A 12,806-nucleotide genomic window follows, 5' to 3' on the forward strand; every position below is an offset into this window, starting at 1 on the left:
GCAGGTCCAGGCCGACGCCGAACAACTGCATCGGGCCGATGCACGCCTGGGTGAGGAAGGTGTAGGTGACCGCGTCCGCCACGTCGTACCCGCCGAGGCCGGGGCGGGCCTGCCACAGCGCGATCAGCACGTACGCGCGGAGCACCCCGAAGACGGTGTTGGTGAACGCCCCGGCCAGCGCGGCGGCCCAGTAGGTCGCGTGCCTGCGGAAGCCGTACCAGGTCAGCCGCGGATAGAGGGAGATGGCGGCGCCGTGGCCGAGGATCACCGATCGGCGAGGCGGTAGACGAAGCGCAGCCCCGACCACACCTCGTCCACGGCGCAGACCTTGTTGTCCACCAGGCCCTCGGCGAGCCCGAAGGCGCGGACGATGTCGCCGGACAGGTCGGTGGCGACGCCGCTCGACTTCTTGGGCCAGCCCAGCCACAGGCCGCCGTCCCGCGCCAGGCGCTCGCGCGCCCGGGGGAACCCGGCCCGCAGGGCGGCCTCGTCGGGGCAGAACATCACGATCACGTCGTACGGCTCGGGACTTCCGTCGTCCTCCTCGTGGCCGTCTATTGGCAGATTTTGCGGAGCGTTTACCAGCAACACGCGGTGGCCGGGCTTGACACCGAGCTTCCGGGGCAGCGGAGCCCCCGAATATCCATTCATGGGTGCCTCATGTCCTGCGGCCGTTACCTTCTCGTAACACCGCTGTAAGGGGAGTGAAACATACCTACCGGTAGAACGGATGACCTAATGGGGAATGTCCCTTTTGGGAGGCTTGCATGGGGCATGAGCTGAATGTAGACATCCGTCCGGAATATCCGGTCAGTTGGCAGGCCGCAGCGATCAACGGGGTCCTGCGGGGCACCATGAAACCGATCTCCACCGTCCTCGTGCGCAACACCGCGGGGATGGCCGTGGCCAGCCGCATCATCTGCCTCGGTGAGCGGGTCCCCGGCATCCTCCCCAAGCACGTGTCCATCGTTCCAGACGGATTCGGCTCGTGCACGGGGGAATGGGTGCACGGCGGGACCGCCCTGGACGAGGACAAGGTGGTGCTCTACTTCCACGGCGGGGCGTACTTCGTCTGCTCCCCGGCCACCCACCGGCCGATCACCTGGCGGCTGTCGGCCGTCACCGGCCGCCCGGTGTTCTCCCTGGACTACCGCCAGGGGCCGGTCCACTCCCTCGCCGAGTCGCTGTCGGACGCGCTCCAGGCGTACGAGTGCCTGCTCGACCTCGGGTACGCCGCCGAGGACATCGTGCTGGCCGGGGACTCCGCGGGAGGCCATCTCACCCTCGCCACGCTGCTGGCCCTCCGCGACCGGGGCATGCCGCTCCCCGCCGCCGGGATCTGCCTGTCCCCCTGGGCCGACCTCAGCTCCAGCCGCCGCCGCGCCAACGTCTGGTCCGACCCCATGCTCCCCGCCGGCCGCGTCGACTGGCTCGCCCGCCGCTGGACCGACGGCCTCGACTGCTTCGACCCCCTCGTGTCCCCCGTGTACGGCGACTACACCGGCATCCCCCCGCTGATGATCGTCACCGGTTCCACCGAGGTCCTGCGCGACGAGGCCCGCCGGGTCGCCGTCAGCGCCCGCGAGAACGGCGTGCAGGTGACCTACGAGGAGTGGAACCGCATGCCGCACATCTTCCCCCTCCTCGCCGACGTCCTCCCCGAAGGCCGCCTGTTCTTCGACCACGTCTCCCGCTTCCTCGACGCCGTCCAGGCCCACCACCCCACCTCCGGCATCGAGGCCGCCTGACCCGCTGCCCGCCGGACATGTCCGGGCCAGCTATGGTGAGGGCGATGACCAGCCCCGACACCCGCAGTCTTCGCGATCGGATCGTCCACTTCCGCGCCAACCGGACGCTGACGGGTGAGCGGGCCGCGGCCAGGATTTCCGCTTTCGTCTACGGCAACGTCATCGTCTTCGCCGCGATGGTGCCGCTGACGGAGGAGGACGCGACGCGCTGGCACGCCCTGCAGGTGGTGCTCGGTGTGGCGGTGTCGACGTTCCTGGCGCACGTGTTCGCCGAGCTCGTCGGCCACTCCTCTCGCGCCGACGAGCGGCTGACCCGCGCCGAGATATGGAACGAGCTGCGCGACTCGCGGCCGATCGCGACGACGGCCCTCGTCCCGTCCCTTCTGATGGCCGTGGCCTCGGCCGGCTGGCTGCCCGGTACGACGGCCCTCATCGCTTCCGAGATCTACCTGTTGGCGCGCATCGCCATCATCGGGCTCGTCATGGAGCGGCTGCGCTCCCGCCGTTCCTCGATGCGCGCGCTGCTCGCCGGGCTGGTGCTCGCCTCGACGGCCGCGGTGATCACCTTCCTGAAGGTGGCCTTGGGGCACTAGGAGTGCTTCGCCGGGTGATGTTCGGCCTCCTCCTGTTGGCGCCTTTTGTGTCTTATGGGACCTATGTGACCTGCGGTTTCACCGTTGGACCTAACCGAATGGTGCCATTGGGCTTACCTCTCATGCCGCTTGCCGCTACTTGAGCGCGTGGCGCGTTCCAAACGGCCACAGTGGCTGTGCGGCACTTCGAGAGAGGTAGCTTCCGTATGGCACGTGGCGGAACGGCTCCCCAGAACGGCATGCCTCCCGGTGTGCGCCCGCTGACCGTGGGCGACCCGGTCGTCATCGGGCGCCATCTGCTGCTCGGCCGGCTGGGCAGCGGCGGAATGGGCGTCGTCTACCTGGCCGAGCACCCCGGCGGAGGGTACGTCGCGCTGAAGACGCCGCATCCGGTGCACCTGGGGGATCCCACGCTGCGGGCCCGCTTCGCCGAGGAGGTCGCGCTCTCCCGGCGCGTGGTGCCGTTCTGCACGGCCGCCGTCATCGAGGACGGTCTCGACGGCGGGCGGCCCTACCTCGTCACCGAGTACGTCCCCGGCCCCGCGCTCTCCCAGGTCGTCACCGCCAGGGGCCCGCTCACCCCCGACCTCGCGTACGGCGTGGCCCTCGGCACGGCCGCCGCGCTCGTGGCCACGCACGAGGCCGGGCTGGTCCACCGGGACCTCAAGCCCGGCAACGTGCTGCTGTCGCCGCGCGGGCCGTTCGTCATCGACTTCGGGATCGCCCGCGACCTCGACGTCGCGATGGCGCACACGCAGGCGGGGCAGATCATGGGCAGCCCGGGCTGGGTCGCGCCCGAGCGGCTTCGGGGCCACCACGCCATCCCCGCCTCGGACGTCTTCTCCTGGGGCTGCCTGGTCGCGTTCGCGGCGACCGGGCTGCATCCGTTCGGCGCCGGCGACCTCGACGTGCTCACCCGGCGCATCCTGGTCGAGGAGCCACGGATCGACGCCGTGCCGAGGCTGCTGTGGGACGGCGTGGCGGCGGCGCTGCGGCGCGAGCCGGCCGACCGTCCGGACGCGGCCCGGCTGCTGGCCTTCCTGCTCGCTGCGGGCGGGGTCCACGCGTCCGCCGACCCCCGGCGGGCGGTGGCCGCCGTGCTCGACGAGATCTGGCAGCCCGTGCCCTACCCGGCGGGGACCGTCCCCGGCCGGGCCACACGCGGTCAGCGCACACGGGGCAGGGCCCCCCAGGAATCGGGACAGGGAGCGGCACAGGGGGCGACACAGGGCAGGGCGGCGCGGCGCCGGGCGGCGCGCTCGCGGGCGCAGGTGTCCCACGCGGGCTTCGCGGCGCTCGCCACCGTGACGATCGCCGCGATGACCGTGGTCGCGGCGGGCACCGGGTCGGCCCACATGGAGAGCACGGCGGACCCGCCGCCCGCGCTGCCCGTGGTCATCCCCGGCGAGGACAGCGCCCTGCCGCCGGAGGACGTGCTCGGCACCGCCCGGCCGCCGGTGGTGCCCATCGCGGACGGTGCCCGGCCCAAGGTGACGGTGACGGCCACGCGGACCATGCCGCCGCCCGGGTCGGTGCCCGGGCCGGCGACCGCGGACGGCACGTGGACCACCACCTCGATACCCTCGCCGCCGCCGGCCGGGGTGACCCTGCGTCCTTCGGACGGGCGCTGCGTCACCGGGCGGACGAGGGACTGCCATTCCACCCGGCCCTCTTCACCGGGACAGCCGGGACAGCCCGGACATTCAGGGCAGCCCGGACAGTCCGGGCAGACCCGCTCCCCGATCCCGCCCTCCGGGGTCGGTCAGGAGCCGCAGTGGGGCGACGGGGAGTCGCCCCCGCCGAGCCCGAGCCCGCCGCCGGAGAGCCAGCCGCCCAGCGTGGTGGCCACCCCCGCGCCGTCCATACCTTGAAACGCCGTCCCGATCGGGTGCCTCCATGCAGCATGCTGTGTGTTCATGGACGCAGCTCTCGAACTCGACGACGTGACCGTCCGCGTGGTCGGCCGGACCCTGGTGACCGGGGCCGACTGGCGGGTGGAGCACGGCCAGCACTGGGTGATCCTCGGCCCCAACGGCGCGGGGAAGACGACGATGCTCTCGGTCGCCGCGGCCGTACGCCACCCGAGTTCGGGGACGGCCACGGTGCTCGGGCGGCGGCTCGGCACGGTCGACCTGCGGGAACTGCGCCGGAGCATCGGCCTGGTCGCGGCCAGCCAGCGACTCGTGGACGAGTCGCTGCTGGAGGAGGAGGGCGCGACCGCGCTGACCGTCGTGCTCACCGGGCACACCGGGACGAGCGTGCCGTTGTGGGACCGGTACGGCGACGAGGAGCGGGAGCGGGCGCACCGGCTGCTGGCCGACCTCGGCTGCAAGGACCTGGCCGACCGCAGGTTCCAGGTGTGCTCGCAGGGGGAGCGGGCCCGGATCCGGGTGGCCAGGGCGCTGATGGCCGACCCGGCGATCCTGCTGCTCGACGAGCCGTTCGCGGGCCTCGACCTGCCGGCGCGCGAGGACCTGATCGAGGCGCTGGAGGACCTGGCCCGCACCCGGCAGGGGCTCACGACCGTGATGGTCACGCACCACCTGGAGGAGGTGCCGGCCACCACCACGCACGCCCTGCTGATGCGGGACACCCGCATCGTGACCGCCGGTCCCGTGGGGGAGGTGCTCACCGGGTCGAACCTGTCCGGCTGCTTCGGCCGGCGGCTGCGCATCGACTCGCTGGACGGCCGCTGGTACGCCCGCGCGCTGCGCGTCTGACCGCCGCGGCATACGGCGAGGCCCCGCCGCCGATCCGTCAGATCCCCGAGGGTGACCTGCGGACGGACGGCGGGGCCCGCCACCGACCTGTGTCCGATATGTCCGCTGTGGTTAGTGAGCCCCGGCGAACTGCGCCTCCTCCGTCGAGCCCTTCAGGGCCGTCGTGGAGGAGTCCGGCGCGACGGCCGTGCTGACCAGGTCGAAGTATCCGGTGCCGACCTCCCGCTGGTGGCGGGTGGCGGTGTAGCCGCGCTGCTCGGCGGCGAACTCGGCCTCCTGGAGCCCGACGTACGCCGTCATGCCCTCCTCGGCGTAGCCGCGGGCCAGGTCGAACATCGAGTAGTTCAGCGAGTGGAAGCCGGCCAGGGTGATGAACTGGAACTTGTATCCCATGTGGCCCAGCTCGCGCTGGAACTTGGCGATCGTCGCGTCGTCCAGGTGCTTCTTCCAGTTGAACGACGGCGAGCAGTTGTAGGCCAGCATCTGGTCGGGGTACTCCCGCTTGATCGCCTCCGCGAACTCGCGGGCCACGTCGAGGTCGGGCGTGGAGGTCTCCATCCACAGCAGGTCGGCGTACGGCGCGTAGGCGAGGCCCCTGGCGACACAGGCGTCGACGCCGTTGCGGACTCGGTAGAAGCCCTCGGCGGTGCGGTCGCCGGTGCAGAACGGACGGTCGTGGGGGTCCACGTCGCTGGTCAGCAGCGTCGCGGCCTGGGCGTCGGTCCGCGCGATGACCAGGGAGGGGACGCCCGCCACGTCGGCCGCCAGGCGGGCCGCGTTGAGGGTCTTGATGTGCTGGCCGGTGGGGATCAGCACCTTGCCGCCGAGGTGGCCGCACTTCTTCTCCGAGGCGAGCTGGTCCTCCCAGTGCACGCCCGCGGCACCGGCCGCGATCATGGCCTTCATCAGCTCGAACGCGTTGAGCACGCCGCCGAAGCCGGCCTCGGCGTCGGCCACGATGGGCGCCAGCCAGTGCGGGGCGTCCTCGTCTCCCTCCGCCCAGCTGATCTGGTCGGCCCGTAGCAGCGCGTTGTTGATCCGGCGGACCACGGCGGGGACCGAGTTGGCCGGGTAGAGGCTCTGGTCGGGGTAGGTGTGACCGCTGAGGTTGGCGTCGGCGGCCACCTGCCAGCCGGACAGGTAGATGGCCTTGAGGCCCGCCTTCACCTGCTGGACCGCCTGGTTGCCGGTCAGCGCGCCCAGGGCGTGGACGTAGTCCTCGTGGTGCAGCAGGCCCCACAGGCGCTCCGCGCCGAGCCGGGCCAGCGTGTGCTCCTCCTGCACAGAGCCGCGCAGGCGGATCACGTCCTCGGCCGTGTAGGTCCGCTCGACATTCGTCCACCGCGGATTGGTTTCCCAGTCCTGCTGCAGCCGCTGGGCGGCTGCGGTGAGGCGATCCGACATCTCCGGTCACTCCCTTGTTGCGTGCGTTGTCGTCACCTGGGGCTTGCTTCCGAGTTTGTGTCGATATCAAGACACTCACAAGGAGGAGTCAGCCGAAAGAACGTCAAAATTTCCGTCTCAAGCAAGACTGACGGGTATTTGACGGTGAAGAAACGCAGAGTTTTCGCTATGGACTAGACCAATCCGCGTGAGGTGGGCCGCGCACTGTTGGAAGAAACGCCGATTTTCCGCATAAGATCGGGTTATGACCTCCGTCCTGGGCGAAGAACCGCTGTCTTTGACGCACGAGCTCGATCTCCTGGCCTTCGGCCAGCGGCTCAAGCACCTGCGCAAGCAGCGCGGTCTCACGCTCTCCGAGCTCGGCGATCGGGTCGGGCGCGCGCCCAGCCAGCTGTCGCTCCTGGAGAACGGCAAGCGCGAGCCCAAGCTCTCGCTGCTGAAGTCGCTGGCCGCCGCGCTGAACGTGCCGGTGGAGGAGCTGCTGCGCAGGCAGGCGCCGAACCGGCGGGCCCAGCTCGAGATCGCCCTGGAGGAGGCCCAGCGCGACCCTCTCTACGCGGGGCTTGGACTGAGCCGGCTGAAGGTCTCCTCACGGGTGCCCAACGACGTGCTCGAACACATCCTCGGCCTGTTCGAGGAGCTCAAGGCCAGGGAGGCGAAGGGCACGGCCACGCCGGAGGAGGCGCGGGCGGCCAACGCCGAGCTGCGGCGCAAGCAGCGCGAGCTGGGCAACTACTTCGAGGAGATCGAGAAGGCCGCCGCCGAGGCCCTGACCGTCGTCGGCTACCGGACCGGCGCGCTGTCGGAGAGCACCGTCCAGGCGCTGGTGTCGCACTTCGGGTTCACCGTGCACACCGCGCCCGACCTGCCGCGGTCGGCGCGGTCGGTGACCGACCTGCGCAACCGGCGCATCTACGTCAAACGCCAGCAACTGGGCATGCACACGCCGCGTACCGTGCTGCTGCAGACGCTCGGGCACATCGCGCTCCAGCACCACAAGCCGCGCGACTTCGCCGACTTCCTGCGCCAGCGGGTGGAGGCCAACTACTTCGCCGCGGCCGTCCTCGTGCCCGAGGCGGCGGCCGTGCCGTACCTCCGGGAGGCCAAGCAGGACAAGGCGCTGTCGGTGGAGGACCTGCGCGACGTGTTCGCGGTGTCCTACGAGATGGCGGCGCACCGGTTCACCAACCTCGCCACGCGCCACCTCGACCTCGTCTGCCACTTCGTGCGCAACGACGCCGGAGGGATCATCTACAAGGCGTACGAGAACGACGGGATCGTCTTCCCCGCCGACGAGCAGGGGGCGATCGAGGGGCAGCGGCTGTGCCAGCAGTGGTCGGGCCGCCAGGTGTTCCACTCGCCCGACCGGTTCTCGCTGTTCTACCAGTACTCCGACTCGCCCACCGGCACGTACTTCTGCGTCGCCCACGTGGACCCGTCACAGGAGAAGGACTTCGCGATCACGCTGGGCGTGCCCTACCGGGAGTCGCGGTGGTTCCGCGGGCGGGAGACCACCCACCGCACCAAGTCGAACTGCCCGAACGGCGAGTGCTGCCGCCGCCCGCCGACCGAGCTCGCGCAGCGCTGGGAGGGCTACGCCTGGCCGTCGGCGCGCGCCAACTCCCACGTGCTCGCCGCGCTGCCGCCCGGGTCGTTCCCCGGTGTCGACGAGGCCGACGTGTACGCGTTCCTGGAGCGCCACGCCGCCCACGGCTGAAGCCGTGTCACTCCCGGCGCAGGTGCGGGCGTAGCGAGGCCAGCACTCCCGGGTCCTCGATCGTCGAGGGCACCGGCTCGTCGCGGCCGTCGGCGATCGCGCGCATCGACTTGCGCAGGATCTTCCCCGACCGGGTCTTCGGCAGGCCGTCCACGATCGTCACCTCCTTGAACGCGGCGACCGGGCCGATGTCGCGGCGCACCGCCGCCACGAGCTCCGCCTGGAGGGTCTCCGGCGCGATGTCCACGCCGGCCTTCAGCACCACGAAGCCGCGCGGCACCTGCCCCTTCACCGAGTCGCGCACACCGATCACCGCGCACTCGGCCACCGCCGGATGCGCGGCCAGCACGGCCTCCATGGAACCGGTGGACAGACGGTGCCCGGCCACGTTGATCACGTCGTCGGTGCGGCCCATGACGAACAGGTAGCCGTCGAAGTCGACGTAGCCGCCGTCGCCGGTCAGGTAGTGGCCGGGGTAGGCGGACAGGTACGACGCGACGTACCGTTCGTCGTCGCCCCACAGCGTCGGCAGGGTGCCGGGCGGCAGGGGCAGCCTGACGCAGATCGCGCCCTCGCCGCCCGGCGGCACCTCCTGCCCCGACGGGTCGAGGATCCGCACGTCGTATCCGGGCACCGGCACGGTCGGCGAGCCGGGCTTGATCGGCATCGGCTCCAGCCCGCGGAGGTTCGCGGCGATGGCCCATCCCGTCTCGGTCTGCCACCAGTGGTCCACGACCGGCACGCCCAGCTTCGCCGAAGCCCACCGGTAGGTCTCCGGGTCGAGCCGCTCACCGGCCAGGAAGAGCGTGCGGAACGCCGACAGGTCGTACTTCGCCGTCTCCGCGCCCTCCGGGTCGACCCTCTTGATCGCCCGCACCGCGGTCGGGGCGGTGAACAGCGCCTTGACGCCGTACTGGGAGATCACCCGCCAGAACGCGCCGGCGTCCGGCGTGCCCACCGGCTTGCCCTCGTAGAGCACCGTGGTCGCGCCGGCCAGCAGCGGCCCGTACACGATGTAGGAGTGGCCGACGACCCAGCCGACGTCCGAGGCGGTCCACCACACGTCGCCCGGCCCGACGTCGTACACGTTGGCCATCGACCACGCCAGCGCGACCGCGTGACCGCCGTTGTCGCGCACCACGCCCTTCGGCCTGCCCGTGGTGCCGGAGGTGTACAGGATGTACAGCGGGTCGGTCGCCGCCACGTCGACGCAGCCGACCGGCTCGGCGGCCGCCATCAGCTCGTCCCAGTCGACGTCCCGCTCGCCCATCTGTGCCCGCGCGGCGTCGCGCTGGAGCACGACCACCTTCTCCGGAGCGTTCGGCGTGGTCGCGATCGCCTCGTCCACGATCGGCTTGTACTCGACGACCCGGCTCGGCTCGATCCCGCAGGAGGCGCACACCAGCACCTTCGGCGCGGCGTCGTCGATCCTGGCGGCCAGTTCCTTCGGGGCGAACCCGCCGAACACGACCGAGTGCACCGCGCCCAGCCGCGCGCAGGCGAGCATCGCGATCACCGCCTGCGGCACCATCGGCATGTAGATCACCACGCGGTCGCCGCGGCCGACGCCGAGCCCGCGCAGCGCCCCGGCGAACCGCGCCACCTGGTCGCGCAGCTCGGCGTAGGTGTACCGCGCGGTCGAGCCGGTCACCGGCGAGTCGTAGAGCAGGGCGGGACGGTCGCCGTGCCCCGCGTCCACGTGCCGGTCGAGTGCGTTGTAGCAGGTGTTCAGCTCCCCGTCGGGGAACCAGCGGTAGAACGGCGCGCGGTCGGCGTCCAGCCCGCGCCGGGGGCGGCGCGACCAGGTCACGGCGTCGGCCGCGGCGAGCCAGAAGGCGTCCGGATCTTTCAGGCTCGCCGAGTAGGCGTCCCGGTAGTCACCCATCATCGATCCCGTCAGTCGTTCGCCGGAGCCGGACGGCATGGCAGGGGGCGCCGGCGTAGCCCTCGGTAAAGCTCGCGCCCGTCACCCGTGCGCCTTCGCAAAATGTGCACCATCCCTCGACGGGATGTCCTCCCCGCCGATGAAGTGGTCGTAACGTGGGCGAAAAGGAACGACGCTGCCCGGTTCGCCTGGCGCCGCATATGTCGCCATGTGTTTGCACTCCTGCCCCTGGGCCGACGAGACGCAGCACACGGTAGGAATCCAGACGTTGCAGCGGCGTTGCACAGGGACGGGCGGGGGATTTGCCGCCCTTGTCGGTCAAAGGAACGGCAAGGCATGCTGCTGCAGCAAGACCATGTGGTGGTCTGCTGGCTCGGCGGGGTCATCACGCCTGCGTTGTTGATCAGGATGTGGATGGGCCGGCGGCCTTCTCCAGCACGCGCGGCGGCCCGCAGAAGGCGACGATCTCAGGATGACGCTCCGTAGCGGGTGGCGATCGCGGCGGCGCGGTTGCGCAGGGAGTTGCGCAACCACTGTGGGGCCAGGGCTTCCGCGTTCGTGGTGAGCTGCCACAGCGCCCATTCGGCGTGTCTCGGATCTTGGAAGGTCACCTCCAGCCGCAGCCAGCCGTCTGAGTCGGATTCCTCGGCGCGGACGGCCAGCGCGGTGCTCACCAGGTCCTCCCGCCGCGCCGGGTCCACCCGTACCAGCACGGTGACTTGGTCGCCGCCGGTCCGAAACCGCTTGCTGCGTTCTTGCCAGGCCCGGTCCAGATCCACCCGGTCTGGTCGCTGTGCGGGTTCGGCGAGTTCCTTGGCGGCCAAGATCCGGGACAGCCGGTAGGTGCGGTCCGCGCCAGACCTCGTGGCCAACAAGTAGCCCCGGTCGCGTACGGTGACCAGGCCGATCGGGTCCACCGTGCGCCACTTCGGGGTCTGGTCCACAGCCGCGTAGCGGATCTGCAGCTTGTGTCCAGCGAACACCGCGCGCAGGACCTCGGCCACTATGGCGTCAGGCACCTCCTCAGCGACCAGCCGACGCGAGAGGAGGTCGGTCTCCGGGTCGACGAGCAATCGCTCGGCCGCGCCGGCCGCGGTGTCCCGATAGCTATCGGGTAGCGCGTCAACCACCTTGAGCATCGCCGAAGCGAGCGCCGAGCCGAGGCCGAATGCCTGCGCGCCGCGCCGCGATCCGGCGACCAGCAGGGCAAGGGCCTCGTCGTGGTTCAGTCCGGTGAGCTCGCTCCGGAAACCGGGCAACAACGCGAAACCCCCGTGCCGCCCCCGTTCGGCGTAGACCGGGACGCCGGCTGCGGACAGCGCCTCGATGTCGCGCAGCACGGTGCGGGTGGATACCTCCAACTCACGGGCTAACGCGGCCGCGGACAGCCGACCGTGCTGCCGCAGCAGCAGCACCAGCGAGACCAACCGGTCGGCGCGCATGCGAGAACTTTAACGAAATATACGACACAGGATGTCGTGATTTGTTGGGAGGCTCATCAACGCGACCGAAAAGAGACGGCTACCGAGCCGATCGACGTACGTGACGTCGACGAATCGAATGGAGCTGATGTGGCAATGGAGCGAACGGCGGTCAACCCGTGGGCGTGGTCGGTGGAGCTGGGGTACAGCCAGGGTGAGGTCGTCTCCGGAAACACCCGCACCCTGTACTGCGCCGGGCAGACCGCGATGGGCGGCGACGGCAAGCCCCGGCATGCCGGTGACATGGCGGCGCAGTTGGCGCTGAGCCTCGACAACGTGGAGGCCGTGCTCGGCGAGGCCGGCATGTCCCTCGCGAACCTCGTCCGGCTCAACGTCTACACCACCGACGTCGATCGGCTCTTCGAGCACTACGGCGTGCTGGCGTCGCGGTTGGGCGCCGCCGGGGTTGCACCGTCCACCACCATGCTCGGGGTGACACGGCTGGCGATCCCCGACCTGATGGTCGAGCTTGAGGGGACCGCCGTCGCGTGATGCGACCTCGCCGCCTCCGGCAGGGCTGCCGGAGGCGGCACAAGTAGTAGGCAGGTGGGTGATTTCCGGTGCTCAGGATGGCGATAATGAGCGTCCATGGCTTCGGCGGCGAGTCCTTACCGAGATCCTCGACAGCGTCGCCGGGTCAACCCGCAGCAGCCGCTCCAGCCGTGCCCGCTGCATCCGGTCTGGCCGGGCCGCCACCGCAGACGACATGCCGCCGTTGGCCTCGGTGCGGATGGAGGCGGTCATCGCGTCCAGCGTGGTGTAGCCGGGTAACCCGCGGCTCCGCCGCACCAGGTCGTCCAACGCCACGTTGATCAGGTCCGCCGGGTTGTCCTTGGACTGCACCGCCTCGCGGATCGCCGCCTCGGCCACCCCTCGAACCTTGGCCGGCGCGTACTTCACGCCCAGCCGCGTGCGTACGAAGTCCCGGTGCCGCCACAGCGTCCGGTTCGACTCGTGCACCGCCTCCACGGCTTCGGCCGGCTCCAACCTGCCGCGCACGTGCCTGACCACCACCGCCGGCACCTCGGCCGGCTTCGGGAAGTACCCCAAACGCTGGTAGCACTTCAGCAGCACCATCAGCGCCAAGAAGTGCTGCTCGTCGTGGTCCTCGGACGAGCCCACTCGGCCTCGTCCGAGGTGGGCGTGAACGCCTCTGCCAGCACCTCATCGTCCGTGCCCACGTACACGGTGAGCACCCCGTCGTCGTCTTGCTCGGCGAGCAGGACGACATCAACTCGTAGGCACTGGGTGGTCATCG

Annotated in this window: 13 protein-coding genes; 7 read left to right on the forward strand and 6 right to left on the reverse strand. The window is 70.7% G+C overall.

The window, feature by feature from the left end; all coding sequences use genetic code 11:
• Window positions 1-65 precede the first annotated feature (65 nt).
• Complete coding sequence (locus ACQEVJ_RS18160) at window positions 66-194, forward strand: hypothetical protein (RefSeq protein WP_433102434.1); 129 nt, start codon at window positions 66-68, stop codon at window positions 192-194.
• 70 nt (window positions 195-264) lie between these two features.
• Here ACQEVJ_RS18160 and ACQEVJ_RS18165 read toward each other — a convergent pair whose 3' ends face one another.
• Window positions 265-651, reverse strand: a complete 387-nt coding sequence (locus tag ACQEVJ_RS18165; RefSeq protein WP_433102436.1) for a hypothetical protein — start codon at window positions 649-651, stop codon at window positions 265-267.
• A gap of 116 nt (window positions 652-767) precedes the next feature.
• Between ACQEVJ_RS18165 and ACQEVJ_RS18170 the strand changes: the two genes are divergently transcribed.
• The 4 genes from ACQEVJ_RS18170 to ACQEVJ_RS18185 all read left to right on the forward strand — a co-directional run bounded on the left by ACQEVJ_RS18170 (window position 768) and on the right by ACQEVJ_RS18185 (window position 5,061).
• Window positions 768-1,748 carry an alpha/beta hydrolase gene (locus ACQEVJ_RS18170; RefSeq protein ID WP_433102438.1) on the forward strand — a complete coding sequence of 327 codons (981 nt, stop codon included), beginning with the start codon at window positions 768-770 and terminating at the stop codon, window positions 1,746-1,748.
• A gap of 44 nt (window positions 1,749-1,792) precedes the next feature.
• Entirely contained in the window at window positions 1,793-2,341 is a 549-nt protein-coding gene (locus tag ACQEVJ_RS18175; RefSeq protein ID WP_433102440.1) for a hypothetical protein, read from the forward strand.
• A gap of 206 nt (window positions 2,342-2,547) precedes the next feature.
• Complete coding sequence (locus ACQEVJ_RS18180) at window positions 2,548-4,212, forward strand: protein kinase domain-containing protein (protein WP_433102442.1); 1,665 nt, start codon at window positions 2,548-2,550, stop codon at window positions 4,210-4,212.
• A gap of 45 nt (window positions 4,213-4,257) precedes the next feature.
• Window positions 4,258-5,061 carry an ABC transporter ATP-binding protein gene (locus ACQEVJ_RS18185; protein WP_433102444.1) on the forward strand — a complete coding sequence of 268 codons (804 nt, stop codon included), beginning with the start codon at window positions 4,258-4,260 and terminating at the stop codon, window positions 5,059-5,061.
• 111 nt (window positions 5,062-5,172) lie between these two features.
• Here the strand turns inward: ACQEVJ_RS18185 and aceA are convergent, their stop codons facing one another.
• Window positions 5,173-6,465, reverse strand: a complete 1,293-nt coding sequence (gene aceA / locus ACQEVJ_RS18190; protein ID WP_433102446.1) for an isocitrate lyase — start codon at window positions 6,463-6,465, stop codon at window positions 5,173-5,175.
• A 244-nt stretch (window positions 6,466-6,709) separates the two neighbouring features.
• On the opposite strand from aceA, the gene ACQEVJ_RS18195 reads away from it, so the two are divergent.
• Window positions 6,710-8,182 carry a helix-turn-helix domain-containing protein gene (locus ACQEVJ_RS18195; RefSeq protein ID WP_433102448.1) on the forward strand — a complete coding sequence of 491 codons (1,473 nt, stop codon included), beginning with the start codon at window positions 6,710-6,712 and terminating at the stop codon, window positions 8,180-8,182.
• 7 nt (window positions 8,183-8,189) lie between these two features.
• Here ACQEVJ_RS18195 and ACQEVJ_RS18200 read toward each other — a convergent pair whose 3' ends face one another.
• Together ACQEVJ_RS18200 and ACQEVJ_RS18205 are read right to left on the reverse strand one after the other, a co-directional pair.
• Entirely contained in the window at window positions 8,190-10,067 is a 1,878-nt protein-coding gene (locus ACQEVJ_RS18200; RefSeq protein WP_433102450.1) for a propionyl-CoA synthetase, read from the reverse strand.
• Between the two features lie 467 nt (window positions 10,068-10,534).
• A complete protein-coding gene (locus ACQEVJ_RS18205) occupies window positions 10,535-11,509 on the reverse strand; it encodes a helix-turn-helix transcriptional regulator (protein WP_433102452.1) in 975 nt (324 codons plus the stop codon).
• Window positions 11,510-11,644: 135 nt separating this feature from the next.
• Here ACQEVJ_RS18205 and ACQEVJ_RS18210 point away from each other — a divergent pair, with 135 nt between their 5' ends.
• Window positions 11,645-12,040 (forward strand): RidA family protein, encoded by a 396-nt coding sequence (locus tag ACQEVJ_RS18210; RefSeq protein ID WP_433112818.1) that lies wholly within the window; start codon window positions 11,645-11,647, stop codon window positions 12,038-12,040.
• Window positions 12,041-12,112: 72 nt separating this feature from the next.
• Here ACQEVJ_RS18210 and ACQEVJ_RS18215 read toward each other — a convergent pair whose 3' ends face one another.
• Both ACQEVJ_RS18215 and ACQEVJ_RS18220 read right to left on the reverse strand, forming a co-directional pair.
• Window positions 12,113-12,625 carry a DUF4158 domain-containing protein gene (locus ACQEVJ_RS18215; protein WP_433112821.1) on the reverse strand — a complete coding sequence of 171 codons (513 nt, stop codon included), beginning with the start codon at window positions 12,623-12,625 and terminating at the stop codon, window positions 12,113-12,115.
• Window positions 12,625-12,804, reverse strand: coding sequence for a hypothetical protein (locus tag ACQEVJ_RS18220; RefSeq protein WP_433102454.1), 180 nt, complete (start codon window positions 12,802-12,804; stop codon window positions 12,625-12,627). Before ACQEVJ_RS18220 ends, ACQEVJ_RS18215 begins: the two co-directional genes overlap by 1 nt.
• Window positions 12,805-12,806: the final 2 nt, after the last annotated feature.

Origin of the sequence: Microbispora sp. CA-102843 (genome assembly GCF_050936215.1) — a bacterium.
Taxonomy (GTDB): domain Bacteria; phylum Actinomycetota; class Actinomycetes; order Streptosporangiales; family Streptosporangiaceae; genus Microbispora.

What these genes read in the sequence shown, in the direction of transcription:
- aceA (WP_433102446.1), bottom strand. Translation starts at nt 6,465, where the DNA reads ATGTCGGATCGCCTCACCGCAGCCGCCCAGCGGCTGCAGCAGGACTGG.
- ACQEVJ_RS18220 (WP_433102454.1), bottom strand. Translation starts at nt 12,804, where the DNA reads ATGACCACCCAGTGCCTACGAGTTGATGTCGTCCTGCTCGCCGAGCAA.
- ACQEVJ_RS18185 (WP_433102444.1), top strand. Translation starts at nt 4,258, where the DNA reads ATGGACGCAGCTCTCGAACTCGACGACGTGACCGTCCGCGTGGTCGGC.
- ACQEVJ_RS18195 (WP_433102448.1), top strand. Translation starts at nt 6,710, where the DNA reads ATGACCTCCGTCCTGGGCGAAGAACCGCTGTCTTTGACGCACGAGCTC.
- ACQEVJ_RS18165 (WP_433102436.1), bottom strand. Translation starts at nt 651, where the DNA reads ATGAATGGATATTCGGGGGCTCCGCTGCCCCGGAAGCTCGGTGTCAAG.
- ACQEVJ_RS18175 (WP_433102440.1), top strand. Translation starts at nt 1,793, where the DNA reads ATGACCAGCCCCGACACCCGCAGTCTTCGCGATCGGATCGTCCACTTC.
- ACQEVJ_RS18170 (WP_433102438.1), top strand. Translation starts at nt 768, where the DNA reads ATGGGGCATGAGCTGAATGTAGACATCCGTCCGGAATATCCGGTCAGT.
- ACQEVJ_RS18210 (WP_433112818.1), top strand. Translation starts at nt 11,645, where the DNA reads ATGGAGCGAACGGCGGTCAACCCGTGGGCGTGGTCGGTGGAGCTGGGG.
- ACQEVJ_RS18205 (WP_433102452.1), bottom strand. Translation starts at nt 11,509, where the DNA reads ATGCGCGCCGACCGGTTGGTCTCGCTGGTGCTGCTGCTGCGGCAGCAC.
- ACQEVJ_RS18180 (WP_433102442.1), top strand. Translation starts at nt 2,548, where the DNA reads ATGGCACGTGGCGGAACGGCTCCCCAGAACGGCATGCCTCCCGGTGTG.
- ACQEVJ_RS18215 (WP_433112821.1), bottom strand. Translation starts at nt 12,625, where the DNA reads ATGGTGCTGCTGAAGTGCTACCAGCGTTTGGGGTACTTCCCGAAGCCG.
- ACQEVJ_RS18200 (WP_433102450.1), bottom strand. Translation starts at nt 10,067, where the DNA reads ATGGGTGACTACCGGGACGCCTACTCGGCGAGCCTGAAAGATCCGGAC.